Source organism: Dethiobacter alkaliphilus AHT 1, from assembly GCF_000174415.1.
Lineage (GTDB): Bacteria > Bacillota > Dethiobacteria > Dethiobacterales > Dethiobacteraceae > Dethiobacter > Dethiobacter alkaliphilus.
In genome coordinates, this window is the sequence record NZ_ACJM01000005.1 from 126,164 (window position 1) to 150,025 (window position 23,862).

The 23,862-nt window shown below is 45.0% G+C and carries 24 protein-coding genes; 12 read left to right on the forward strand and 12 right to left on the reverse strand.

Going from position 1 to position 23,862, the window contains the following annotated elements:
• Positions 1-30 precede the first annotated feature (30 nt).
• Both DEALDRAFT_RS06125 and DEALDRAFT_RS06130 read left to right on the forward strand, forming a co-directional pair.
• On the forward strand, positions 31-678 hold the full coding sequence (locus DEALDRAFT_RS06125; protein ID WP_008515855.1) for a flagellar brake protein: 648 nt from the start codon (positions 31-33) through the stop codon (positions 676-678).
• A 120-nt stretch (positions 679-798) separates the two neighbouring features.
• Positions 799-1,296 carry a rubrerythrin family protein gene (locus DEALDRAFT_RS06130; protein ID WP_008515857.1) on the forward strand — a complete coding sequence of 166 codons (498 nt, stop codon included), beginning with the start codon at positions 799-801 and terminating at the stop codon, positions 1,294-1,296.
• Between the two features lie 51 nt (positions 1,297-1,347).
• On the opposite strand, the gene DEALDRAFT_RS06135 is transcribed toward DEALDRAFT_RS06130, so the two are convergent.
• From DEALDRAFT_RS06135 to DEALDRAFT_RS06165, 7 genes are all read right to left on the reverse strand, one after another.
• Complete coding sequence (locus tag DEALDRAFT_RS06135) at positions 1,348-1,767, reverse strand: pyridoxamine 5'-phosphate oxidase family protein (RefSeq protein WP_008515860.1); 420 nt, start codon at positions 1,765-1,767, stop codon at positions 1,348-1,350.
• A 31-nt stretch (positions 1,768-1,798) separates the two neighbouring features.
• Positions 1,799-2,524 carry an alpha/beta hydrolase gene (locus DEALDRAFT_RS06140; RefSeq protein ID WP_008515862.1) on the reverse strand — a complete coding sequence of 242 codons (726 nt, stop codon included), beginning with the start codon at positions 2,522-2,524 and terminating at the stop codon, positions 1,799-1,801.
• A gap of 22 nt (positions 2,525-2,546) precedes the next feature.
• Entirely contained in the window at positions 2,547-3,266 is a 720-nt protein-coding gene (locus DEALDRAFT_RS15935) for a DUF1722 domain-containing protein (protein ID WP_008515865.1), read from the reverse strand.
• A 164-nt stretch (positions 3,267-3,430) separates the two neighbouring features.
• Positions 3,431-4,360, reverse strand: a complete 930-nt coding sequence (locus DEALDRAFT_RS06150) for a thiamine pyrophosphate-dependent enzyme (RefSeq protein WP_008515866.1) — start codon at positions 4,358-4,360, stop codon at positions 3,431-3,433.
• Between the two features lie 12 nt (positions 4,361-4,372).
• Entirely contained in the window at positions 4,373-5,557 is a 1,185-nt protein-coding gene (gene porA / locus DEALDRAFT_RS06155; RefSeq protein WP_008515868.1) for a 2-ketoisovalerate ferredoxin oxidoreductase subunit alpha, read from the reverse strand.
• Positions 5,558-5,580: 23 nt separating this feature from the next.
• Positions 5,581-5,907 (reverse strand): 4Fe-4S dicluster-binding protein, encoded by a 327-nt coding sequence (locus tag DEALDRAFT_RS06160; RefSeq protein WP_040378615.1) that lies wholly within the window; start codon positions 5,905-5,907, stop codon positions 5,581-5,583.
• Between the two features lie 19 nt (positions 5,908-5,926).
• Positions 5,927-6,505, reverse strand: coding sequence for a 2-oxoacid:acceptor oxidoreductase family protein (locus tag DEALDRAFT_RS06165; protein WP_008515873.1), 579 nt, complete (start codon positions 6,503-6,505; stop codon positions 5,927-5,929).
• Positions 6,506-6,784: 279 nt separating this feature from the next.
• Between DEALDRAFT_RS06165 and DEALDRAFT_RS06170 the strand changes: the two genes are divergently transcribed.
• The gene (locus DEALDRAFT_RS06170) at positions 6,785-7,057 is read left to right on the forward strand and encodes a type II toxin-antitoxin system prevent-host-death family antitoxin (protein ID WP_008515875.1); all 273 of its coding nucleotides are present in this window, start codon (positions 6,785-6,787) and stop codon (positions 7,055-7,057) included.
• Between the two features lie 65 nt (positions 7,058-7,122).
• Entirely contained in the window at positions 7,123-9,501 is a 2,379-nt protein-coding gene (locus tag DEALDRAFT_RS06175) for an MGH1-like glycoside hydrolase domain-containing protein (protein ID WP_008515876.1), read from the forward strand.
• Between the two features lie 43 nt (positions 9,502-9,544).
• Here the strand turns inward: DEALDRAFT_RS06175 and DEALDRAFT_RS06180 are convergent, their stop codons facing one another.
• Complete coding sequence (locus DEALDRAFT_RS06180) at positions 9,545-10,825, reverse strand: D-alanyl-D-alanine carboxypeptidase family protein (RefSeq protein WP_008515877.1); 1,281 nt, start codon at positions 10,823-10,825, stop codon at positions 9,545-9,547.
• Positions 10,826-11,001: 176 nt separating this feature from the next.
• Between DEALDRAFT_RS06180 and DEALDRAFT_RS06185 the strand changes: the two genes are divergently transcribed.
• The gene (locus DEALDRAFT_RS06185) at positions 11,002-11,307 is read left to right on the forward strand and encodes a hypothetical protein (protein ID WP_008515878.1); all 306 of its coding nucleotides are present in this window, start codon (positions 11,002-11,004) and stop codon (positions 11,305-11,307) included.
• Between the two features lie 103 nt (positions 11,308-11,410).
• Positions 11,411-13,213 carry an ABC-F family ATP-binding cassette domain-containing protein gene (locus tag DEALDRAFT_RS06190; protein WP_008515879.1) on the forward strand — a complete coding sequence of 601 codons (1,803 nt, stop codon included), beginning with the start codon at positions 11,411-11,413 and terminating at the stop codon, positions 13,211-13,213.
• A gap of 35 nt (positions 13,214-13,248) precedes the next feature.
• Here DEALDRAFT_RS06190 and DEALDRAFT_RS06195 read toward each other — a convergent pair whose 3' ends face one another.
• The 4 genes from DEALDRAFT_RS06195 to DEALDRAFT_RS06210 form a co-directional block, all read right to left on the reverse strand.
• Complete coding sequence (locus tag DEALDRAFT_RS06195) at positions 13,249-15,192, reverse strand: NAD(P)(+) transhydrogenase (Re/Si-specific) subunit beta (RefSeq protein ID WP_008515880.1); 1,944 nt, start codon at positions 15,190-15,192, stop codon at positions 13,249-13,251.
• Positions 15,193-15,202: 10 nt separating this feature from the next.
• Positions 15,203-15,478: an NAD(P) transhydrogenase subunit alpha gene (locus tag DEALDRAFT_RS06200; protein ID WP_008515881.1), complete on the reverse strand. Its 276-nt coding sequence runs from the start codon at positions 15,476-15,478 to the stop codon at positions 15,203-15,205.
• Between the two features lie 15 nt (positions 15,479-15,493).
• The gene (locus DEALDRAFT_RS06205) at positions 15,494-16,678 is read right to left on the reverse strand and encodes an NAD(P) transhydrogenase subunit alpha (protein ID WP_008515882.1); all 1,185 of its coding nucleotides are present in this window, start codon (positions 16,676-16,678) and stop codon (positions 15,494-15,496) included.
• Positions 16,679-16,792: 114 nt separating this feature from the next.
• Positions 16,793-17,911, reverse strand: a complete 1,119-nt coding sequence (locus DEALDRAFT_RS06210; protein WP_008515883.1) for a YheC/YheD family endospore coat-associated protein — start codon at positions 17,909-17,911, stop codon at positions 16,793-16,795.
• Between the two features lie 257 nt (positions 17,912-18,168).
• Between DEALDRAFT_RS06210 and DEALDRAFT_RS06215 the strand changes: the two genes are divergently transcribed.
• The 6 genes from DEALDRAFT_RS06215 to DEALDRAFT_RS06240 all read left to right on the forward strand — a co-directional run bounded on the left by DEALDRAFT_RS06215 (position 18,169) and on the right by DEALDRAFT_RS06240 (position 23,812).
• Positions 18,169-18,561 carry a DUF6608 family protein gene (locus DEALDRAFT_RS06215; RefSeq protein WP_008515884.1) on the forward strand — a complete coding sequence of 131 codons (393 nt, stop codon included), beginning with the start codon at positions 18,169-18,171 and terminating at the stop codon, positions 18,559-18,561.
• Positions 18,562-18,673: 112 nt separating this feature from the next.
• On the forward strand, positions 18,674-19,048 hold the full coding sequence (locus DEALDRAFT_RS06220) for a desulfoferrodoxin (RefSeq protein ID WP_008515886.1): 375 nt from the start codon (positions 18,674-18,676) through the stop codon (positions 19,046-19,048).
• 117 nt (positions 19,049-19,165) lie between these two features.
• Entirely contained in the window at positions 19,166-19,891 is a 726-nt protein-coding gene (locus DEALDRAFT_RS06225; protein WP_008515889.1) for a GNAT family N-acetyltransferase, read from the forward strand.
• A 229-nt stretch (positions 19,892-20,120) separates the two neighbouring features.
• Complete coding sequence (locus tag DEALDRAFT_RS06230) at positions 20,121-21,611, forward strand: ABC transporter permease (protein ID WP_008515891.1); 1,491 nt, start codon at positions 20,121-20,123, stop codon at positions 21,609-21,611.
• 10 nt (positions 21,612-21,621) lie between these two features.
• Complete coding sequence (locus tag DEALDRAFT_RS06235; RefSeq protein ID WP_008515892.1) at positions 21,622-22,296, forward strand: ABC transporter ATP-binding protein; 675 nt, start codon at positions 21,622-21,624, stop codon at positions 22,294-22,296.
• A complete protein-coding gene (locus DEALDRAFT_RS06240) occupies positions 22,289-23,812 on the forward strand; it encodes a PASTA domain-containing protein (RefSeq protein WP_008515893.1) in 1,524 nt (507 codons plus the stop codon). Before DEALDRAFT_RS06235 ends, DEALDRAFT_RS06240 begins: the two co-directional genes overlap by 8 nt.
• Positions 23,813-23,862 lie beyond the last annotated feature (50 nt).

Here is a 23,862-nt window from a genome sequence, read left to right on the forward strand (position 1 = left end):
TTGGCAAGTCATCTTCAGGGAGGGATTGCTGTGCTGAACACAATTTTAAAGCCGAATAGTCCCTGTTTTATCGTTGATAAGATGGACAAGCACCTTTGTTTTATTGGGGGAGTTAAGGAGCCGGTCTTTACAATTTATCAACATGTAAATGCGCAATATAAGAATCTTGGTCTTAAAAACGGAGACCTTATAACGGTGGAAGTCCCTACCAATGATTGTGTCTATACTTTAAGGTGCGTTTTAGATTCTGATTACCGTTACCATGTACATCGATACAACCTAATTTACTCAGAAACGGAAGTTAATAAGATACAACGAAGAAAGTTCTTTCGCGTTCCCTGTAGCATTGAGTGTGGCTTTGCCCTGCTTTCTGACAATGCAGCTACAGTTGAAGAACCCATTATGTATTCTGCCATGATGGTGGATATCAGTGGTGGCGGTGCACAAATTGAATATGAGCATGACATTCCATTAAACATTGATGTGATTCTCAGGTTTGCTCTGCCCTTACCTTTCGAGGAGGGAAACTATAATTTCACAGTGTTCGGGAAAATTAAGAGACACAATAAGCAGAATAATAAGCATTATATAGGTGTAGAATTTATCAGTCTAAATGAGTATGAAAGCAATATTATCATGGGCTTTGCTTTTTATAAAAAGCTGCAACAAAATAGGTGACTTGGAATAAGTTTGGGAAATCTTAATTAATATAATATGAATTTTGCTGAAGCTTTAAGTGAACAATCTTATATTATGGTATAATTTTCTCAGCTTAACTATAACAGAAGGAGTGGTTAGATGAAAACTTTAGAAAACCTGATGAATGCCTTTGCCGGAGAATCCCAGGCTAACCGGAAGTATTTAGCTTTTGCCATTAAAGCGGAGAAAGAGGGCTACAACAATATTGGCAGGATTTTCAGAGCAATTGCAGAGGCAGAAACCATCCATGCTCTTAAGCATCTGGAAGTGGCAGGTAAGGTAGGCAGCACTCTGGAGAACCTGGAAGAGGCAGTGCAGGGAGAGCACTACGAGTATAGCACAATGTACCCGGAATTTATTGAGACTGCCAAAGAAGAAAACCAGCAGAAGGCACTGAAATCTTTTGAATATGCAAACGAGGCGGAAAAGGTGCATGGGAAAACATTCAGCAACTTAAAAGCTGAAGTTTCCGAAGGCAAGGATATCGCTGAGCAGGAAGTTTCTCTTTGCCCCATATGCGGTTGGGTTGGTATGGGGACTCCCCCTGAGCGCTGCCCCATCTGTAACACACCTGCAAAAATGTTTAAAGAATTTTAAGATATTAGATAAAAAACAGGGCAGAACATTAAGTTCGGCCCTGTTTTTTGGTTAACTCCAGGTACGCACGTTATCATTAATATCTGAGAGGGAAATTCCCTGAATGCCAATTATAATAATTGCAATGTTGTCGCCTTCTATAAATGCAGACATGTCCGGGTGATTCATGAGATGTATTTTGCGGTATATCCTGCTTTGTTCCGGTCCTGCCATTTCAGCGGTGCCATAGATGGTACAACTAAAAGGTTCCTTATCTTTAAAACTGTACACCAAAAGCGAGACCTCAGGGTTTTTTTGTATATAATTAATTTTTGTTGTGTCTTCCCTGCTGCTTAAAATAATCACTTGTTCCTCTGGCAGAAAGGTGAAGTTCATTAGGGAAAGATGTGGCTTGTTCTGAAAACAAGTGGCCAGGGAACAGAACTTCTCATTGTGTAAGAGCGATAAAACTTTCTTGGGCAGCCTCATCATTACATCTCCGATCACTATGTATTTTGTGAAACTACAGTGCTTCTAAAAATAAAACTACGTTTTCCACTATCTTTTGTTGCTGTTCTTCCCTTGTGATATCTGCTTCCCGGTCTCCTCTTTGAAACCCATAGTCGCCAAAGTAGGAATGGTTTCCTCCTGTTATGGAAACAAAGGACGTATCCTTTGGCAGGTATGGCTTTGTATTTTCGAATCTCCGCTGATTAATAATGCCATCATTTGTGGCATAAATGCTCATAACCTTGATTCCTGATGCAGACAGATCTACGTCCGGATATGAAGCCCATAAAATCAGGCCGTCCAATAAAGTGTTGTTTTCCCGGGCATATCTGGCGGCCATGGCCCCACCAAGAGAATGCCCGGCAATAACCCACTTTTGGATGTGAGAATTGCTGTCTATTATTCCATCTGCATGTCGTTGATCAAGAACAGCCAGGCTCAAAGGCATCCTGGCAATTACCGTGTAATAGCCGTGTTTGCTAATTTCCAATGCTAGCCGGGAATAAGCACGAAAATCGACATTACCCCCGGGATAAATTATTAATCCTATTTCCGACTCCTGATGTGGCGGCCAAAATTCAAGTGCTTTATCGGTTTCTTCTGCCAGATAATGAGCATCTATCAGAGCCAGGACTTCAGTAGTTGCTCGATAATGGGTAAAATACAGAAAGCTTAACGCTCCTGCAAGTACAAGAAAAATTACTCCCGCTGTCAGCTTTAATATTTTAAACTTTTTCATCGGGGCACTCACTCTTTCTCAATTATTCTTGCAATCTGAGATCAGCAAAGACTGTGGAATGTAACAGATATAAACGCTGATACTTTTCTGCCAGTTCGAAGAGATAAAGAATCTGTTCTGCGGCTCCTTTAGCCGCCAGACTTAAATATATTCCTCTCTCCACTTCGGCAGCTTCTTTTTTAAAGTAACCCCATAAATGGTCGGTAACATTCCGCAAACCCCCTGGTGTGGGGGGATAATTCATGAGAGTAGAAATTCTGTCTATTAATTCAGTTTCTTTGATTATCGGTAGGTCTTTCTTGGTTATTAATCTGCCTTGAATTTCTTTATAGAATTGATATCCTCTGGCCATGATTGAATATTTATGGTGAGCCCAGAATTGAGAACCGTTTTGCGGCAGGGGAATACGGCCTTGCTGACTATTATTTGCATACTTATTCTGCAAGAGTTGAAATTGCTCTGCAGGAGAATCAAGGTAAACCAGCGCTTGTTTACCTTTATCCACTTCAGTTACAGCGGCCGGGCTGGCGTGTTTGAATTTGCGCAGCCTCATTTCTTTTACCGTTAGATCATGCCGGGCTACCAAGGGCACGAGATTTTCTTTCCATCGTTTTGTCTCCGGGTGTGCGGCATACCCGCGCTTCTTATTTACAATAATATTGATTATTGCGTGAATTTCTGCATGCTGACCCAACAGGCTCTGCCTGGAAAGATACCCGGGATGTATATCCCATACTCTCATACGTAACACCCGTTCCTAAGATAAAATGTTTGCTTCTATTCTTGTTATATATTACCTGGCATGAAGAATGGTTAACAGAGTCTTAAAGCAAAACCATACGGCGCTTTAAAGAATACAGCCAAGTCACGGGACTTGGCTGTATTCATGGAATATAGAGTTTATAATTATTCTGCGCACTGCTGCTGTAGTCTTTCCCACTGTTCATCAACAAATTCCTGTAGGAGGTCAAGCACACCCTCGTTGCCCGGTTTAAACAGATGGGCAAAGCGACCTTGCGGTTTCATGTAATCCCGTAGGGGTGTTTTCTCTTTGATTTTTGCAGTAAGTCGCCAGGTGCCGTTTTCAACTTCATAGAGCGGCCAGATGCAGCTTTGTGTGGCTAGCTTGCTCATCTCTATTGTTTGTTCCATGGGGTAGCGCCAGCCGCGGTGGCAAGGCGCCAGAATGTTTAGTACTGCCGGCCCGTCTGCCTGGAACGCTTTTCTTGCTTTGGTTATTGTATCACGCCAGTTATGAACGGCGGCCTGTGCTACGTAGGGAATGTTGTGCGCCGCGGCTATGGCTGTGAGATCTTTGCGGTTTTGCCCTTTGCCTGCGCTGCTGTCCCCATGGGGCGAAGTGGTGGTCCAGGCACCAAATTGTGTGGCGCCGGAGCGTTGAATGCCGGTGTTCATGTACGCTTCATTGTTGTAGCACACATATACTGCCCGGTGACCACGCTCAAGCAGGCCGGAAAAGGCCTGAAAGCCGATATCGTAGGTGCCGCCGTCCCCGCCAAAGACGATAAAACGAAAATCTTCGCTGATTTTACCTTTCTTTTTCAGTGCCCGGTAAGCCGTCTCCACGCCGCTAATGGTGGCGGCGGCGTTTTCAAATGCAGAATGTATAAAGGAAATCCTCCAGGCATTATAAGGATAAATAGTGGTGGAAACCTCAAGGCATCCTGTCGGGCTGCATGTCACTGCATGTACATTCTCCGGTAAGGCATGCAGCACCTGGCGCACTGCGACGGAGGCACCGCATCCTGCACAGAGGCGATGGCCGCCGGTTAGCAATTCTTTTTGCCGGACCAGTTCTTTTAATTTTATGGCCACTGGATAACCCTCCTAATCCCGTAATCCCAGATAGACGATACGCTTTTTCTGCTCCGCTGAGCCAGCGTCTTTGAACATTTCAATAGCCTGATTGACCAAACTCATAGGTAAATCACGGCCGCCCAACCCGTAGATAAAGTTCATCAACTGCGGGCGTTTTTCTGCTTCATAGAATGCTGAGCGTGTTTCAACAAAGATAGGTCCACCCAGGTCTCCGGCAAAGGTATCCGAGCGGTCAAAAACCGCCACAGCCTTGGCATGGGAGAGAGCCTCCACCAATTCCTGCTGGGGGAAAGGCCTGAACATCCGCAGTTTCAAAAGGCCCACACGTAAACCTTTTTCGCGGAATATGTCCACTGCGGTACGGATTGTGCCGGCGGCTGAACCAGCTGCTACAATGACGAATTCAGCATCTTCCATTCTGTAGGACGCAAAGTAATCATACCGGCGTCCCGAAATTTCAGCGTACTCTTTGCCAACTTCCCGGATAACCGCGGGAGCTTTTAACATTCCTTCCGCCTGGGCACGTTTAAACTCAAAGAAATAACCGCCCAATCCGTCAAAGGCACCCCAGCAGGACGGATTAGCCGCATCGAGCAGTGAATTTCGCGGTGTATACTGGCCTACAAAGGCTTTAGCCACATCATCATCAATCAGGTCAAAGCGGTCTATGGAATGACTGATAATAAAGCCGTCCAACAGCACCATTACCGGAGTGAGGACATCGGGATGCTCCGCAATGCGAATTGCCTGCAGAACGTTATCGTATGTTTCCTGCGCATTCTCCGAAAACAGCTGAATCCAGCCGGAATCCCGGGCCCCCATGCTATCGCTATGGTCGCAGTGAATATTAATGGGCGCAGATAAGGAACGGTTTACATTGGCCATTACCACAGGAAGCCGCATTCCAGAGGCAATGTAGAGCATTTCCCACATTAGCGCCAGCCCCTGAGAAGATGTGGCCGTCATTACACGGGCACCTCCTGCGGCAGCACCGATGGCGGCACTCATGGCACTATGTTCGCTTTCTGCGTTAATCATTTCTGAATCAACAATACCGTCGGCAACCATCTGAGCGTATTTTTCCACCACTGCTGTCTGCGGTGTAATGGGATACGCCGGCACCACATCGGGGTTAATCTGGCGCATGGCCTCAGCCACTGCGTCAGTTCCCACCATGGCTACAGTTTTTGCCATTTCATTCATCCTCCCTTCAGCGGCTAAGCGCCATCCTTATTATCCGCCGCGCATGTTTCCAGCCCTTTGGCCTCTGCTTCATTGATCATTGTTATTGCCTCTTTGGGGCACTCATGTGCGCAGATACCACAACCTTTACAGTGCTGCAGCTTAAAGCCCGTCATTTTATCTTCCTGCACCATCACTGAACTGTCAGGGCAGTAAATAAAGCAGAAAAAGCAGTCAATGCATTTTTCCCTGTCCAAAACCGGCCTGAGAGAGCGCCAGCCACCGGTTTCATAATGGTCTGCTGTAGCGGCCTCAGGTATTACAGCCCCCAGCGGATGCTCCCGCCAGGTCCATTGCCGTATTTTGGAATAATCCCAGTTCTTACTCAACTGTTTGCACCTCCTCAAAGGCCTTCTGCAAAGCAGTCACGTTGCCTTTGACCACTTTAGCCGAAAACTTATGCCCAAAAGAGTCCTCAATAAAAGAGAGAGCTTCTTTTTCCGACAGCAGCCCGGTCAACTTCAGCAGTGCCCCAAGCATGGGAACATTGGGCATGGCCCTGCCCAACGCATCCATGGAGATACGGGTGGCATCCACGGTAGACACTTTATAATCATGTAAATTATACTTTTCTGTCACCGTTGCCGGGCATTCCCCGGTGTTAATGGCAATTTGGCTGCCCTTTGGCAGTCCTGCAGTAAAATCAACCACATCGCACAGAGATGGATCCACAACAATGACAATTTCCGGTGACGCCACACCGCAATACATATGGATAGGCTCCTTACTTAAGCGATTAAAGCACTGAATTGGTGCTCCCATCCGTTCCGGGCCGTACTCAGGGAATGCCTGAAAGTACAGGTCTTTGCTCAGAGCCATTTCCGCCAGCATTTTGGCGGCGGTAACTGCCCCCTGCCCTCCCCGGGCATGCCAGCGGATCTCAGTCACTTTACTGCCCATGTCGTCTTCCTCCTTTTTTAATCTACAAGGCCCATAGAGTTAGGACAAGCCCGGGCCTGTGAAGATACTGGTATAGTTTGTCTGTAAAATTCTATGCAAAGCAGGGACAGGGTTTGCCCGGAAACTACGTAAATATTAGAAAATTTTCAAATGATTAAAAACATTAAACCTGACCCCAAGATTTTTTTTACCAATAAAAGTTACTATTGCGAAAATATCAATATAATGCTATATTTAATGTACAAATAATGAGACGTATTTTGATAAAGGGGAGTCCTTATGCCTAAGATTAGACCGATTTCCGATTTGAGAAACAGTGCAAATGAAATTTCTGCGTACTGTCGTAGTGAATGTGAGCCTGTTTTTATTACAAAGAATGGTGTTGGAGATATGGTTGTGATGAGTATCGAAGTCTTCGAACAGCAGCAGGCTTTAATAAAGATGTACGAACAATTATTGGCGACGGAAACGGAAATTAAGAGCATTGAGGATTTCAGAAGCCTGGCAAAAAAGCTTAAGGCAGGGGTACAGGAAAAGGTCCAGTTGAAATAAGGTTAAAGTTTTGAATACTTATTTTAGTTTCTTTGTCTTATATTTCCAGAGAGGAGCCAGGAGAAATGGACCGCTTTTTTTTATTGATTTTTTTCTTTGTAACGTTTAGGTATTTCTATTTTAAAAGATTAAAAAAGCCCTTAAATCAGGAGACTCCCCAAGCTGTTTTTTCAGGCGCTCCTCATTATATTGCCGGAAGAACCAATGGCTCGCCTTTAAGTGAGTTGGGAAGCCATTGTGGTTATAAAGCGATAATTGAGGAGAACAAAGCTGCCTACAGTGCCATGTTTACCACCATTACTTCCTGTGCCGCCGGTCGTTTGCAGGAATTTGCCGTTTCTTTAAAGGCAGAAAACGGGAAGACCTATTTTTCTCCTGCGGCACAAAGAAATATCCACTTTAACCCCTACTCCATTGAAGAAGAAGCTGAGGACCGGGGCTGGAAGCTGTTGTCCAAAATGTTTTTCTTAAAAACCAATCTAGCCGTGCTGCAGTTAAGAATTCAGTCAGGCAGCAATGAGGGCACGGTACAGCCGGAGTTTCACCTTCTTGCTCCCCGCGGCAAAAATAAAGAAAACCCTTATCCCCGCCTGTCCGGTGGGCGTCGCTGCCGGCCGCAGGAGGAAGGCATGCTGCTTACAACCCGAACTCGTTTGCCCGGGCAGGTTCTCCATACCTTTTTTCTGCCTTCTGATGGTGAGAGCAAAAATAAATGTACGCTGACAGGGCAAGGGGTAAAACTGTTACCCGGCGAAGAGCTTACCTGGTCGGTAATCGTATCCTTTTCTGCAGACTGTCAACAAAAGGCGGTGGAGAAGGCCCATCAAGCCCGGGAAAAGTTGACTCTTTTAACCCAAAAAGCTAAGCGGCGCTGGGATCGTTTTGAAAAGCGACTCCCTTCCCCACATACCGCTGTGGAAGGGGAAAAAGAAGTTTTTGGGCTTTCGGCCTGGGCTCTAAACAATAACCTTTATGCTTCCCGCAATGGTTTGAGCCGTTGGGCATCACTGCCCTGCAAAGTGTATTTCCCCTTTATCTGGGGCTGGGACACACCGCAGCAGGCCATAGGCATCAGCGAATGGAGCCCTTTTAAGGCCTCTCACAGCCTGCTTAATCAGCTGGAAGCAAATAGTTTGCACAAGAAAGAGAGCCTCAGGGGGCAGGTGCCCAGTAAGCTCTCAGATTCGTTGTGCGGTGTCTTAAGTTTTTATTCTCAGTCTCCCTTGCAATCCTGGTCTGCGGTGACCGTTGCACAGCGCATGCAGAATGAAAAGCAGTCCGGGCTGTTTCTGAGAAAAATAATGCCTTTGTTAAAGTCCAATCTGAATTGGTGGGAAAATAACAGGCAGCACTCCACAGGCTTGTTTTATTATCTTAACGGCATGGAGTCGGGGTTAGACGATAGCCCCCGTTTTTATCCCCGCCGTTTCTTGCCCAGCTTTATTGCCGGACTGCTTCCCTGCAATATCCGGGCAGTTGATCTTAACTGCTGGCTTTTCCAGTCGTATATGAATTCCGCTTATATCAGCCAGGTAGCAGGCCAGGCAAGTTGGGCAAGTCAGTTGTATTCCCGCGGCGTGGAACTGGCAGAGAAAATTGACCGCGACTTATGGTGTGAAGAGGAGCAGGCCTGGCTGGATAGACATCCCGACGGGAGGTTTCTCAGGGAGCTGACACCGGTTGCCTGGTGGCCCGCTTTTGTCGGAGCAACCAATAATCTGGGCCGCATTAAATCAGTTATTGAAAACCATTTGCTTGATGAAGAGAAGTTTTGGGGAAAGCACGGTATTCCCAGCGTTTCTTTTTCCTCTCCCAGCTACAATCATGAAGAAGACGGTTATTACTGGAGGGGGCAGATCTGGTTAATTAACACGTATTCCGCCCTTGAGGTTCTTTTCCGTTACGGATATACAAAAGAAGCCGAAAAGCTGCGAAGCCGTATCCTGAAAACCTTATCCGGAGCAGGTGGAATTTTTGAAACTTATAACGCCCTGACCGGAGAGAGGGGCTGGAGTTCGCGGGGTCCGGGAGACCCTGCCGCCTTTCAGTTTGGAATGTCCAGTGCCTGGGCCATGCAGATTCTGATGTCCCGTTATCAGCAGTTTAGCTACCTTTTTGAAGACACAACGCAAATTACAGGCTATATCAGAAGTGCCGATACCTTTGGTGATTATCAGAGTACATCTCCGCCAAGTGCTGCTCCACTGAATAACAACGCGGTGTTTTATGTGGAAACTCCCGGCCATGAACTGCCGCATATGAGTTTACAGAGTGCCGACGGCAAACCGCTTATTCAGTCTTCTCTGGTGGATGTACAATTTACAGATCCGCACAATAACCTTCTTACAGAACAAATAGATCTGTACTGGCAGGGCGAGCGGTTCCGCCTGCCCATTGGCCGGAGCCATCGCTTAAGCTTATCAGCTGCTGTTGCAAACTATTAACAGGCAAAGTAAAACCCCGACCAAACTTGGTCGGGGTTGCTTTTTAGTATCTGAACCTGTTTACAAATTGCTGATGTTTTAATCTTCTTTTTCTCCATCTTTGGATTATGGTCAGGGGCAAAAAGGCAGCGGGGAAAATAGCTCCCACTAAAAAATAGTTGGTGGTATTTTCGGCAGCTACAATATATTCTTCCTCTTCTTCCAGTTGGAAAGCCAGGGTAATCTCACCTAAGCTTTCATGGATGGGGTTGCCGGTTTCCCGCAAATTCAGGGAATAGCCCACCTCCACAAGTTCATTGTCATGGTTATCCTTAATTTGATGGCTAATAATTATGTCGTCAACAGACAGGCTTTTGTGTAAGAGCCTGTCCATTTTTTGATCAGCTTCGATATTTAAGATTTCCGCTTCTTCAAAAGAGACGCTTGGCATAATTAATGCCGTTAGCTCCTCCATACTAAAAGATACTTCAGAGAATTGGTTGAAACCATAGTCTAAGAGCTTTATTGTGTCGTCATATCTGCTCCTTCGATCCTGGCTATTTAATACTACTGCAATAAGCTCCCTGTTTTCCTGTCTGGCTGCTGTAACCAGGGTATGGCCGGCTAAAGTGGTCCATCCCGTTTTGCTGGCCAGAATTTCGGCATCCTCATATCGGCCGGATAACAGGGAATTTCTGTTTCTAAAGTGCCTGCTTTCCGGTTGTTTATTGGTGGGGGGCATTTCATAATTTCTTGCACTAAAAATCTCCCTGAAGGCAGGGTTCTTCACCGCTTGTTTCAAAATTAGCGCCATGTCATAAGCGGTGGTATAGTGGTCTGAGTCCGGCAGCCCATGTGCGTTGGTGAAATTTGTGTTCTTAGCGCCGTATTCTGCTGCCCTTTTATTCATCAGTTGGGCAAAGCTTTCAACATCTCCGGAAATGTGCTCGGCAATACCATTTGCCGCATCATTACCCGATTCGATTGCCAGGGCATATAGTGCCTGTTCCAGCGTCAGCTCTTCATCCACGTCAAGGGCGACATGAGAAGTGTTTCTACCAATGGAAAAAACCGCTTCACGACTCATGGTGATGGTGTCGTCCAGGTTGCCTTCTTCCAGGGCGATTATTCCGGTCATTATTTTGGTAATGGAAGCGGGGTAGAGGACCTGATGCATGTTTTTCTCAAACAGAACCTGTCCTGTTTGGGCATCAATTAAAACAGCAGCTTGAGAATTCAGCTCAGGGAAAGCGGTTGTTTCTGCCCAGGTGGCAACTGGGTTTATTAAAAGATAAATCAGCGATACTACTAAAAGAATAACGCTGTAGGCTGGTTTTTTGTTCATAATATAGGCTCCCATTTGTTATACGTAATAATGGCAATAAAAAATAGCGGCAGAAAACTACCCTCATAACATTTCTGCAAAAAGCAGTGAATTCCTACAGAAAATAAGTGGTAAACAATACCAATAGGGAACTATTTTTCCTGGTTATGCATAATAATAACCGGGGGGGTATATGAATGGAATCCATTGGACTTTTTCTTATCATCGCAGTGCTTGCCGGATCAGTGTGGGAATGCCTAAAGGGAGTCTTGCCTTGGAATGTACCGGACCATGTGGACAGACTGGCGGTTATTATCATAGCAGTGTTTATAACAGTGGCAGCGGGAACTAAGGGAGCAGAAACCGATTTGTTTAAAGAATATGGATTACCCATGCCGTACTACACCGGCTATATGTTTACCGGTGTTATTTGCTCCAAAGGCGCTAACTATTTGCATGATCTTGTGACAAACAGGTTTCGGGGGAGAGTTATTGATGGCTAACAGTCAAGCCTTAGGGCTTGGCTGTTTGTTTTAAAAGAGCCAGTTTCTCAAATAAATGTTATAATGTAAAATAAGTCATAAAAACTCTGCGAGGTGCAGGTCTTTGATTTTATTAACAGCAGAAAAAATCAGTAAAAGCTATACCGAAAGAAAGCTCCTTGACGAGGTAAGCTTATCAATAAATAAAGGAGATAAAGTGGGTGTGATCGGTATCAACGGTACCGGCAAATCCACTCTTTTGAAGATTATTGCAGAACTTGAGACGGCAGACAGTGGAAGCATTAGCAAATCTGCCGAAGTGAAGATAGGTTATTTACCCCAAAACCCCCACTACGACGAAACACTCACAGTTTTGGAGCAGGTTTTTGAAGGGGCTACCGCTGAGGCCAAAGAACTAAAAGAATATGAAGCTAAAGCCATTTTAACCAGGCTGGGCCTTGTGGATTTTTCCGCCGATGTAAGCAGGCTGTCGGGAGGAGAAAAGAAAAAGGTGGCCATGGCCAGTGCTTTGATTAACCCCAGCGAAATCCTTATTCTCGATGAGCCCACCAACCACTTGGATAATGACATGGTCTTATGGCTGGAAAATTATCTGCAAAAGTATACAGGCGCTATCTTAATGGTTACCCATGACCGTTATTTTCTTGACAGGGTGACTAACAGGATTGTGGAAATCAGCAAGGGAAATCTCTACAATTACCAGGCAAACTATTCACAATATCTGGAGCAAAAAGCCCAGCGGGAGGAAATGGAACTCAGTACCGAACGGAAGAAGCAAAGCCTCTACAAAAAAGAGCTGGCCTGGATCAGGCAGGGTCCCCGGGGCCGTGGTACTAAGAGTAAAGAACGAATAGAGAGGTTTGAAAAGTTAGCTGACAGGGAAAAGCCTCAGGCCGCTGATAAACTAAACCTTAGTTCAATGAGCACACGCCTTGGTAAAAAGACGGTGGAAATCAACAATATTTCCAAAAGCTTCGGTGATAAACAATTGATCCGGGATTTTGACCATATTATCCTGCGGGATGCCAGAATAGGTATCATCGGCAAAAATGGGTGCGGTAAGTCCACGCTACTGAAGATTATTGCCGGTGAGATTACCCCTGACCAGGGTGAGGTAGTAATTGGAGATACGGTAAAAATAGGTTATTTTTCGCAGGAATGCGAGGAAATGGATACTTCTTTAAGGGTTATCGATTACATCCGCGGCATCGCCGAAAACATTAAGACTCCGGAGGGCACTCTCACAGCAGCGCAGATGCTGGAAAAGTTTCTTTTTCCCGGAGAGTTGCAGTGGAATCGTATCGAAAAGCTTTCCGGCGGGGAGAAGAGGCGATTGTTTTTGCTGAGGGTGCTGATGGATGCCCCTAACATTTTACTTTTGGACGAGCCCTCCAATAATCTTGATATTGAAACACTGGTTATTCTGGAGGATTATCTGGAAAACTTTAACGGGGCAGTGGTGGTTGTCTCCCATGACCGCTATTTCCTGGATAAAGTTGTGGACCAGATTTTTGAGTTTCAGGGAGACGGAAAAATAAAGCAGTATGTGGGCAATTACACCGATTATCTGGAGTACTCCACAGCACAGGCCAGGCAGGATAAGCCGGCAAAGAGCCAACGCAAGGAAAACGGGAAGGCTCATGTGTCTCCAGCGAAAACCTCCCCCAGGAAACTCAAATTTTCCTATAAAGAAAAACTGGAATTTGAAGAGATAGATGATGTTATTGTGGGTCTGGAAGAACAACTTCAAAAACTGGAAGAGGATATACAGCGGGAAGCCAGCAATTATACCAAGCTAAACGAATTGCTGCAGCAAAAAGAAGAACTTGAAAAAGAGCTGGCCCAAAAGATGGAGCGCTGGGTCTATCTCAATGAACTGGCAGAAAAAATAGCAGAGTCTAAGTGACTCTGCTATTTTTTTTATCCCGGCAAGTGAAAAAGTTATGTGGGAATGTCGGATCTGCCCCCCTGCAGGGCATTGATAAGGTTTTCAAGGGTGGTGGAGGCGTTGCCAAGGAGGATGGAAACATGGGGCATGGTGTAGAGCGTATTTTCCACGCCGGAGTAGCCGGGTTTTGTGTCCAGGTTGCAGATAATTACCTGCTGGGCTTGGTCCACGTTTAGAACCGGCATGCCATAGATTGGTGTGCCTTCTGCGGTGTTGGCGGCGGGGTTAATTACATCGGAGGCACCCACCACCAGCACCGCATCGGTATCCTTAAAGCCGGGGTTTATTTCTTTCAGTTCATAAAGCTTTTCGTAGGGTACATCGGCTTCGGCCAAAAGAACATTCATGTGTCCCGGCATACGTCCGGCCACCGGGTGAATGGCAAACTTTATGTCCACGCCTCTTTGTTCCAACAAATCCATAACTTTCTTTACATGCATCTGGGCTTGGGCCACAGCCATACCATAGCCGGGGACAATGATAACGGATCGGGCTTCTTTTAGAACGCCGGCAGAAGTTTGTACCTGAGCATTTGTAATGCCGTTTTCTAAACAGGAAGGATCACTTATCTCTGAGGCCAGCTTAGCCAGGGTAGCGGCGGCATTGCCGGGGAGGAGGGAGACATGGGACATGGAGTAGAGGGTGTTTTCCACGCCGGAGTACCCAGGTTTTGTGTCCAGATTGCAGATAATTACATGACCGGCTTCGGCAACGTTTAGAACCGGCATACCATAGATTGGTGTGCCTTCTGCGGTGTTGGCAGCGGGGTTAATTACATCGGAGGCGCCCACTACCAGCACCACATCGGTGTCTTTAAAGCAGGGGTTTATCTCCTTCATTTCATAAAGCTTTTCGTAGGGCACATCGGCTTCGGCCAAAAGAACATTCATGTGTCCCGGCATACGCCCCGCCACCGGGTGAATGGCAAACTTTACGTCCACGCCTTTTTCTTCCAATAAGTCTGCGATCTTTTTTACCTGCATCTGGGCCTGAGCCACAGCCATGCCGTAGCCCGGAACAATAATTACGCTGTTGGCATTCCTGATAAGTTCAGCCGGTGATTGTCCCTGGCCCGGTGTGCTTCTGTGCTCCACAGTGGGAGTTATGGTTTGTGAATCGGTACAGACAATTGTGTTTCCCTGCAGAATACTGATAAGAGAGCGGTTCATGGCAGAGCACATGATCTTTGTGAGAATCAGCCCGGAAGCTCCGATGATTGCCCCCACAGCCACCAGCAGTGGCTCAGAAATTGTAAAACCGCTAATAGCTGCTGCCAGGCCGGAACAGGCATTTAACAGGGAAATGGTCACGGGCATATCGGCACCGCCAACTCTGATGGCAAAGAGGATGCCTAAAACCAAAGACAGGGTTATTACCAACGACGACGTCAGTACCACTGTTTCCGGGACAAGGTTTGTGGCGGCTACAAAGGCCAAAACCCCTGCGGTTAAAAGCAGTATCAGTGAAATAAATTTTGCCTGCGGTATTACAACGGGTTTTTGTGGGAGACGCAGGTCTAATTTGGCTGCCGCAATAAGGCTGCCGCTGAGCGTTATACCGCCCACCAGAAATGCCAGTTGGCTGGAAGTTCGTGTAAAAATATCCATTTGACCGGACCGTTCAATAATTTCAATTAGTGCCACAAGGGCCGATGCTCCGCCACCACAGCCGTTTAGCAAAGCCACCATTTGCGGCATTTTAATCATAGAAACTCTTATTGCCAACAGGTACCCAATTGATCCGCCGGTGGCAATTGCCGCCCATAGCAAAAGAGAGCTAAGAATTTGGTTACTATAAAGAACAAAGAATATTGCCATTAACAGACTGGCTGCAGCCAGACGGTTTCCCTGTCTGGCTGTTTTGGGAGAACCCATTAACCTGATTCCCAGCAGGATTAGGGCGGACAGACCAACAGAAACAAGATATGTTCCACTCATGGCATCTACCTCAACTATTCCTAAACATTTTTAGCATCCTGTCTGTCACAACAAAGCCGCCAACAAGATTAATGGTGGCCAGGGCAATGGCTATGAACCCAAAAACCTTGCTGCCAAGTGAGAGCGCAAATGCCGTTGAGACCAGTGAGCCGAGAATTGTTACTCCGGAAATAGCATTGGTGCCGGACATTAAAGGTGTATGCAGCAGTTGCGGCACACTGCTGATTACTTTATAACCAAGCAGTGCCGCCACAATAAAGATAAGTAGTAAAGATAAGAAATTCATAACTTAGCTCCTTTCTTAATCAAGGCCCATAGCTTCCCTTGCTCCGGCATGAAGTATTTCCCCATCTTTTGTAACAATGGATGAAGAAATAATCTCATCCTCTAAATTTATCTGCAGTTTGCCGTCCTTGAGCAGATTGGATACGAAATTATAGATATTCCTGGCAAACATCCAGGTTGATGTGGTGGGAACCATGCCGGGGATATTTTTTGTGCCGTCGATGGTTACATCATAGCGCCTCACTATTTCTCCACCCACAGTTAAGTCACAGTTTCCTCCCTGATCGATGGAGATGTCAATAATTACAGAGCCGGGCTTCATTTGTTTTACCATCTCTTCAGTAATTAAGATGGGGGCAACTTTACCGGGCACCAAGGCGGAGCCTATAACTATATCGGCGTTTACCACCGTCTCCCGGATAATAGCCCGCTCTTTAAGCAGCCATTCCTCGGGCAGGTTTTTGGCATAGCCCCCCTGGCCTGTGGTAAGTTCATGGGGAATCCCCGTTTCTATTACTTTTACCCCCAGGCTTTTGGCATGCTCCAGGGCATCAGGGCGAATATCTGTGGCATACACAACTGCTCCCAGCCGTTTAGCGGTAGCTGCTGCCTGCAGTCCTGCCACGCCTGCGCCGATGATCAATGCGGTGGCAGGTTTTATCATTCCTACAGCAGTGCCGGTCATGGGGACGAATTTTGTCAGCGTGTTGGCGGCAAATAAAACACTTTTGTACCCTGCCACAGTACTCATAGACGTAAGCGCGTCCATTTCCTGAGCCCGTGAGATTCTCGGGATACTGTCCAGCGTTAAACTTAAAATGCCTTTTTCCGCCAGTGTCTTAACCAGGTTATGATTCGCCGGGGCAGCAGGGTGTAAGAATGTCACTAAGGCTTGACCGGCATGCATCATGTCTGCCTCGTGCATTTTTTGTATTTCATTAAAGGCCGGTTCTTTAACTTTGAGGATAATATCTGCATTTCCAAAAACCTGCATTGGCTCCCTGCAGATTTCTGCACCAACTTTTACATACTCCTCATCCCTGATAAAAGAGCCCTCACCTGCACCTTGTTCTACTAACACTTTTGCCCCACCGGCGATAAACTGTTCAATGGTGTCCGGATTTGCTGAGACACGTCTTTCGCCACTCATTATTTCTTTGGGAATTCCAAAGACCAGTCCGGAAAACTGCAGATTAGCCATGTTATTGTTACCTCCTCAGGATAACCTTTTGTCCCTGTTAAAACATTCACTATCTAAATCATAACACAGTTGTGAAGGGGTTGTTAGCCCTGTACAGCAAAAAGAAACTGAGTTTCAGTTTCTTTTTGCTGTATCTGTCAAATAAATATATTTTGCGTATTGCAATGGGTTGAGAAAAGCCTTAATAATTGTGTCTTTGTCAGCGGCATTGGATAAAGACACTTTGCCTGATTTAGCGTTGCACTCTATGAACCATAATTTGCCGCGGGTATCGAGGCCAAGGTCGATACCCAGCTCACCAAATGTGCCGTAACGGTCCTCCACGCATTTGTAAACGGCTTTTAAAAACTGTTCGACCTGCTTTTTAAAGACAGCAACACTTCCTGCTTCAAGGTTGAGGGTTTCTCTGCAGAATTGCTCAAAAGGATAGCTGGTGCCCCTTGTTGTTACCGGCGCTCCCTTTCTGCCAACCCTGAAGGGAATGGCCGTAAGTTCCAGATCCCCGCAGCCGTTTCTTTGGACCTCTCCACGCAAATCAATCAAGCTTTCATCTATACATAATAAATCGATGGCCTCTTGGATAATCAAATCCTTGTTTAAGAAAAACGATTCTATTTTTTTACCTACGGCGTCCAAGCTTTGTATCGTTTTTGTAACTACCTGGTTGCGATAAAAATTGTATTCATATTTTCCGTCGGGGAGCTTTCTGACCGACATTATATCCCTGCCGCCATATCCACTACGTGCTTTGATATAGACTTTATTGCTTGCCAGCAGCATTTCTTTCAGGTCGAATTTATTGAGATAGCGCCTGGTATACGGCAGGTGCCGACGCAATAGAGGTTCCGTAGTTAGTAACTCATATAGTTCCCACTTATCAAAGTCATGGCGGGGATTGATTTTTTTGATGCCCAGTGCATCAAACTTTTTTCTCACATAATTTAAATGTTTTTTTCGGACCCGCGTAGTCATATTAAAGCGATCCATAAACACATCAGGAAATGGGAACTTTCTCAAAACCCAATTTGTACCATCATGAAAAATGCCGGTGATTAGGTAGTTTTCAAAATCCACACCGCCATAAGAAAAAAAGTATAGTGTTGTTTGTGCTATTTCGTTGGCTTTAGCCAGTTCCCTTATTGCTAAATACTTCTTATCTTGCTGCTTAACTAAATTATTAAAAACCTTATTGCTAACATACACTGCAACTACAGGTTTTCTAAGATTCTCCATATCTCTCCTCATTATTGTAGCTATAAGTTGAAAGCAAATACGCTATATCATATGTGGTGTGTTTTTGCTGTGTTACTGCTGCATATCCACCTGGGGTTGGCGGTGCTTGTTTTTTTGCAGAAACTTAACCTGATTTCAAGGGAAGAACGACAATTAGCACTAGCGGATGGCTTTTGTTCAGAAGTTGTTTCATTTCTGTTCAGAATGCCTTATTATAATGTTATTATAAATATAACTAAACCGAAGGGATTGTTTTGATGAGAGTAAAACTAGATGTAAAGAGCGCCTTAATCCTGATATGTGTTGTTTATACCCTGCTTACCATTACCAGTTCCGGGTTTGCCATGCTGGCAGGCAGAACCACAGATACCCATGCGCACCTATTAATGCGTTTTGTGGTTACTGCCATTGGTATCGGCAGCATCCTGATTTTTAACCTGTTTCCCAAATGGTCTCTACCGGCCATTTATGCTTTTCATTATGGGGTGACCATGGGCGTTATTTTATTACTGATGTGGATAAGCGGTTTCTTTATTGAATTACATCCCGATGCTTATCGCGATATCTTTTTTAACTTTACGCCCATTTATATATTGATTAGTGCCGGTCTTATACTCTTCGGGCGGATGCGGAGACCCCAAAAGGTTTAACAGAGCACTCTTGTTAACTGGTGCGCTGCTACCCTATCTGACTTCTAAGGATTTGTTAATTTATCGCTCTGCTATGAGTATTAGAATATAATTATTAGCGGAGGTGATTTTAATGACGGAATTAATGCAGGTTTTTAAATGTAATGTCTGCGGGAATATTACTGAAGTGGTGCATGCCGCAGAGGGTGAATTGGTTTGCTGCAACGAACCCATGGAGCTCATGCACGAAAATACCGTGGATGCTTCCAAGGAAAAGCATGTACCGGTAGTGGAAAAAACAGAAGACGGCTATAAAGTGACAATCGGTAGCGTTCCCCACCCAATGGAAAGTGAGCATTATATTGAATGGATTGAGGTTATCGCAGACGGAACACTGTTGCGTAAATGGCTTAAGCCCGGAGATGCGCCGGAAGCATACTTTGTGACTGATGCCAAAGACGTGACGGTGAGGGAGTACTGCAACATCCATGGTTTATGGAAAAGTTAAAACTGTCATTTCTATAACCTTGCCGGCCCTTGGTCTTAAAATAGACCAGGGGTTAATTTTTTTGTTGTTCTGAAAACAAGGCTATAGTAGAATTATGAAAGAATGGAGTGGTGATGAATGTGGCATATAACTGAGCCTGCATATAGAGAAACATTAAAATGTCTAAAAGACGAACCGGTTAAAAACCTTAATATTATTAATTTCATGGAAAACTACCGTATCGCCGGTATTTTAAAAGCCGGGGAATCGGTGGCGGTGCGTGGCTGCAGTGATAATAACTGGCTTTATTTCAGCAGCTCAGATATGGCAGAACTAACATCGCTAACGGAGCAAATCAGCAGTACAGATAAAAACTTTGCTTGCCTGGAAAGCTGGATGCTGCCGTTATTTACAGAGCACAGGAAGGTTGCCTGGAAGATGTCCACTACCCAGTTTTTGCTTCGGGAAGATGTGGAGCTTTCCGCAGAATCTTCTGCCGTCGCTCTTTCCCCGGAGGATGCTCCCTACATCTATCAGCACTTACCCTATAAGGACATAACGTCAGTTAAATATATTGAAGAAAGAATAACACAGGGCGAAAGCGCCGGCATCTATGAACAGGGCAGGTTAGTGGCCTGGGCTGCCACCCATGATGACGGAGCCATGGGCCTTCTGCATGTACTGCCCCAATACCGCAACAGAGGCTACGCCACAGAGGTAATGATCGGATTAATTGGGAAAATACGCAGCGCAGGAAAAATACCATTTGGCCAGATAGAAGGATGGAATGTAAAATCCCTAAACCTGACGGCAAAACTGGGGTTTGTTCCCCATAGAGATGTGCATTGGCTAATGACCAAATGATAACAGGCGTTCAAATATTCTGGTTAGTTCTGTTAGCAGGCCTCAGGGCCTGCTTTTTTTTACTGAGGAAATCGCAGTTTGCGAAGCTGCTAAATTAGTATGAGATATTAAGGAAGCTTAATCACCATTGTTTATGTCATAGGAAGGAATAATTAACAATAAATTGAATTATGAAGAAAAGATATAAACATAAATTTCCATTAAGCTGTTGAGCCGGGGGGCGAGATGATTGAATTTTTTTAAACGTGCACTTACAAGTATCACAAGAAGAAAGCTGAAATCCCTGATTTTTGCTTTAATTGTTCTTATTCTGGGTAATATCATGCTTTCATCATTGTTGATTGTGCAGTCTGTGGACGGTACCAAAGATGCAATACTGAGGGAATTGCCACCGGTTGTGTCTTTGGATATAAATCATGAAAGGTTAAGGGAGATATTTGAGAGCCAAAGTGACCCCGGGGGTATTGAAATAGACTTTATCACCTTTGATGATTTGGAACGAATCGAGGCGGCAAGCGGTACATATATAAAATCCTTTGATTATTCCTCCATGGCAAGCTTTAGCACTAAATCACTGGAGCCTTATAGCGGAGAAAATGATGATTACATGTTTTTCGGGGGTGACACCCCCTACTTTGAAGTGATGGGAGTAGCAAACCCTAACTTTACATTATTGGAAATCGGCGATGCCAAGATAGCTGAAGGTCGGACTTTTACTCAGGAAGAAATAGATAAGGGAAGCCCCGTTTTAATTATGACTCAGCAACTGGCGAAAGCAAATGATTACGTGGTGGGGGAAACCATATCAATTGATAACCTGGTAGTGGATTATACAGAAAGCGGCGAAGAGGTTGTCATAGAGACAATGTCAACGGACTTTCAGTTAGTGGGTCTCATTGAGTATACAGAACTGCCCCAGACAGGCAATCAAGGGGATATGATGCGGGATGATTGGGAAGCGACAATGCGTAATAACAGACTTATCACCAGCAATAATTTTGTGGCTGCCCATAATCAGGAAATGATGGAGACCATGCGTCCAATCATAGAAGAACGGTCGGGGCAAAGGATGGACTCACTTTATGAATACAACCCTTTAAGCGGGGTGCAATTTACCTATATCCTAAACTCGTCGGAAGAAGTAGACCGGTTTGTGGGGGCTGCTGCGTCAGCACTTGACAATGATTTTTATCGCTTTGCAACTCAGGAAGACAGTTTTAAAAATGTTGCCCAACCTCTGGAATCAATGAAAGGCATCTTAACCTACGCTTTTTATATTACCTTGGGCTCTGCCGTGGTTGTCCTTGCGCTGGTGCTGTTTGCTTTTATGCGTGACCGACAAAAAGAGATAGGTATTTATCTGGCTTTAGGCGAGAAACGGTCCAGGATAACATCACAGATGGTGGTGGAAAGTGTGGCGGTGGGCTTGGTAGGAGCAACTCTTGCCTTAATTAGTGGTGTCTTTGTAGCTTCGTTTATCTCCGATATGCTGCTAAGTACACCCCAGGTGGATCCCAATGAGGTAATGATGTTTGGGTCACGTATGGGAAACTACCTGACAACCATAGATTATGACAGTGTTTTGCAGAACTACCGTGTAGCTTTGACACCTGTCTCAATTATCTCGTTTTACGCTGCTGTTACAACTACCATTGTTTTGGCCCAGCTTATCGCTTCAATTTACATTCTCAGATTTGATCCCAAGAAGATCATGCTGTAGGGGGGATGAAATGTCTATTTTGACGGTACGAAACTTAAGTCACTACTATCCTGATGGTGATTACCGTAGATATGTGTTAAAAGATATAAACTTCGACTTTGAAAAGGGAAAGTTCTATACAATTCTTGGTCAGTCGGGTTCAGGAAAGACTACTTTCCTCTCCTTGCTTGCGGCCATGGATTCAGTCCAGGAAGGAGCTATTGAGTATGAAGGTAAGTCTTTTAACAAGTATGATTTGAACACAATCAGAAGGAATCTGATTGGTATGGTGTTTCAGGGCTATAATCTTATCCCTTATATGACTGCTGTGGAAAATGTGATGGTTGCCATGACAATCACTGAGAATGAGATTCCCGACGACAAACAAGACATTGCCTATAATTTGCTGGATTATCTGGGTATTACCAAAACCAAGGCAGACCGGCTGGTTACAAAGCTGTCCGGTGGAGAACAACAGCGTGTTGCCATTGCCAGGGCACTGGCCACCAATGTGGAAGTGATTCTGGCCGATGAGCCCACCGGCAATGTGGATGAGGATACCGAAACGGAAATAATATCTATCTTTAAGAAATTGGCTCATGATCATAACAAATGTGTAATCGTAGTTACTCATTCACCGCTGATTGCCGCAGAAGCTGACGTAGTATTAACTCTCAGGAAAGGAAATTTTATTTTAGATGAGTGATTTTCTTAACGGCTTTAGTAAAGATAACTATAAAAACGGCAAGCGGATTGTTGAGGACAGGCACCCTGAGCAAGGGGCAGGTGAGGGCAAAACGGAGTACCAACAAAGCAGTGCAAAAGCAGCTATTCCTGATAATGCCAGAGAAGAGATATATGAAAAAGATCCAAACAGTGACAAAAGAAATCGCCAAAAGCGGTTGTTAATTATCTCCGGCATAGTAACAGGATGTTTAATTATCGGTTTGTTTATTTATAATTCAAGGCTGGTGAGGTTGCCGGATTTCGTAGGTGATTATGCTGAAAAGGCACATGTCTGGGCCTTGCAAAATAATATTTTTATTGAACTGGAAGAAGAGTACAACATGGATTACGACCGTGGTGTGGTAATTTCTCAAACACCCAGTGTTCAGGAAACAATCTTTAAAGGCGGTTCAGTAACCATGACTGTTTCCAAAGGCACTAACCCCCAGGAGCGTATCCCGTTACCTGATTTTTCCGAGATGAGTGCCTTTGAAATTGAACAATGGATTGCAGATAACAGGGCGGACAATGTTATCATTAACAGGGAATATGATGATACGATACCGCAAAACAGGTTTATTAAAAAAGAGTTTCGAAACCCGGATATTACCGCAGAAAACTATAAACGCGAAGACAGAATGACCATAATTGTTTCCAGGGGACCGGAGGAGTTTGAACAAAATATTGAAGTGCCAGATTTCTCAGGCAAAGCAGAACCGGAAGTCCTGGAGTGGACAAACCAGACAGGCATCAAGCTAAATATTGAACATGATTATTCCGATACAGTACCGGAAAACCAAATCATTAAGCAAAGCATTTTACCGGAAAGCAAAATTGCCAAAAATGAAGAGCTTACTATAACGTTGTCTCAGGGCAGGGCAATTTACGCCCCTTCTTTCTCCGGCCTTTCCAAAGAAGAAGCGGCGGTTAAAGCTTCGACTGCTAATGTAGTAGCTTCAATAATTGAGCATTATGATGATAAAATCCCGGCGGGCCGGCTTATAAGTCAATCGGTAAAACCGGGGACCCTGCTAAATGAGGGTGAATCCACAATTATCCTCTATTATTCTTTGGGGTCACCTTATATACCTAGCTTCAGCGGTCATAATGAAAATGATGTTGCACAAATGTTTACAGAAATGAATAGTAAAAAGGCAAAAGTTTCATATAAGGTAGATTACGTGTATGACGGCATGACACCAAAAGGTACTGTGATAATTAACTCCAATGCTAATTCCACTGTGCCCACAGGTTCTTCCGTGACCCTCACCGTCAGTAAGGGTGGCAGGGTAATTGTCGGTGATTACGTTAAAAAGGATTTCCGATCGGAAGAAATGGGGGCAGAGATAACAAAGCTGGAAGAACAGGGCTTAAAAGTTATCTATGAATATGTGGAATCCTCCAGGGAAAGCGGAACTATCGTCAAACAATCCATTAAATCCGGTACGCAGGTTAATACAGCGGACCATATTCTTATCCTGGAGGTTGCCAATTAAAAGTAAAATAACAACCGTTTAGGTTAATTGTATAGCAGTGATTGAGAGGA

Coding starts and splice junctions, on each gene's coding strand:
- DEALDRAFT_RS06130 (WP_008515857.1), top strand. CDS start 799: ATGAAAACTTTAGAAAACCTGATGAATGCCTTTGCCGGAGAATCCCAG.
- DEALDRAFT_RS06195 (WP_008515880.1), bottom strand. CDS start 15,192: ATGAGTGGAACATATCTTGTTTCTGTTGGTCTGTCCGCCCTAATCCTG.
- DEALDRAFT_RS06165 (WP_008515873.1), bottom strand. CDS start 6,505: ATGGGCAGTAAAGTGACTGAGATCCGCTGGCATGCCCGGGGAGGGCAG.
- DEALDRAFT_RS06240 (WP_008515893.1), top strand. CDS start 22,289: ATGAGTGATTTTCTTAACGGCTTTAGTAAAGATAACTATAAAAACGGC.
- DEALDRAFT_RS06135 (WP_008515860.1), bottom strand. CDS start 1,767: ATGATGAGGCTGCCCAAGAAAGTTTTATCGCTCTTACACAATGAGAAG.
- DEALDRAFT_RS06210 (WP_008515883.1), bottom strand. CDS start 17,911: ATGGAGAATCTTAGAAAACCTGTAGTTGCAGTGTATGTTAGCAATAAG.
- DEALDRAFT_RS06225 (WP_008515889.1), top strand. CDS start 19,166: ATGTGGCATATAACTGAGCCTGCATATAGAGAAACATTAAAATGTCTA.
- DEALDRAFT_RS06235 (WP_008515892.1), top strand. CDS start 21,622: ATGTCTATTTTGACGGTACGAAACTTAAGTCACTACTATCCTGATGGT.
- DEALDRAFT_RS06185 (WP_008515878.1), top strand. CDS start 11,002: ATGGAATCCATTGGACTTTTTCTTATCATCGCAGTGCTTGCCGGATCA.
- porA (WP_008515868.1), bottom strand. CDS start 5,557: ATGGCAAAAACTGTAGCCATGGTGGGAACTGACGCAGTGGCTGAGGCC.
- DEALDRAFT_RS06205 (WP_008515882.1), bottom strand. CDS start 16,678: ATGGCTAATCTGCAGTTTTCCGGACTGGTCTTTGGAATTCCCAAAGAA.
- DEALDRAFT_RS06200 (WP_008515881.1), bottom strand. CDS start 15,478: ATGAATTTCTTATCTTTACTACTTATCTTTATTGTGGCGGCACTGCTT.
- DEALDRAFT_RS15935 (WP_008515865.1), bottom strand. CDS start 3,266: ATGAGAGTATGGGATATACATCCCGGGTATCTTTCCAGGCAGAGCCTG.
- DEALDRAFT_RS06140 (WP_008515862.1), bottom strand. CDS start 2,524: ATGAAAAAGTTTAAAATATTAAAGCTGACAGCGGGAGTAATTTTTCTT.
- DEALDRAFT_RS06180 (WP_008515877.1), bottom strand. CDS start 10,825: ATGAACAAAAAACCAGCCTACAGCGTTATTCTTTTAGTAGTATCGCTG.
- DEALDRAFT_RS06175 (WP_008515876.1), top strand. CDS start 7,123: ATGGACCGCTTTTTTTTATTGATTTTTTTCTTTGTAACGTTTAGGTAT.
- DEALDRAFT_RS06215 (WP_008515884.1), top strand. CDS start 18,169: ATGAGAGTAAAACTAGATGTAAAGAGCGCCTTAATCCTGATATGTGTT.
- DEALDRAFT_RS06220 (WP_008515886.1), top strand. CDS start 18,674: ATGACGGAATTAATGCAGGTTTTTAAATGTAATGTCTGCGGGAATATT.
- DEALDRAFT_RS06170 (WP_008515875.1), top strand. CDS start 6,785: ATGCCTAAGATTAGACCGATTTCCGATTTGAGAAACAGTGCAAATGAA.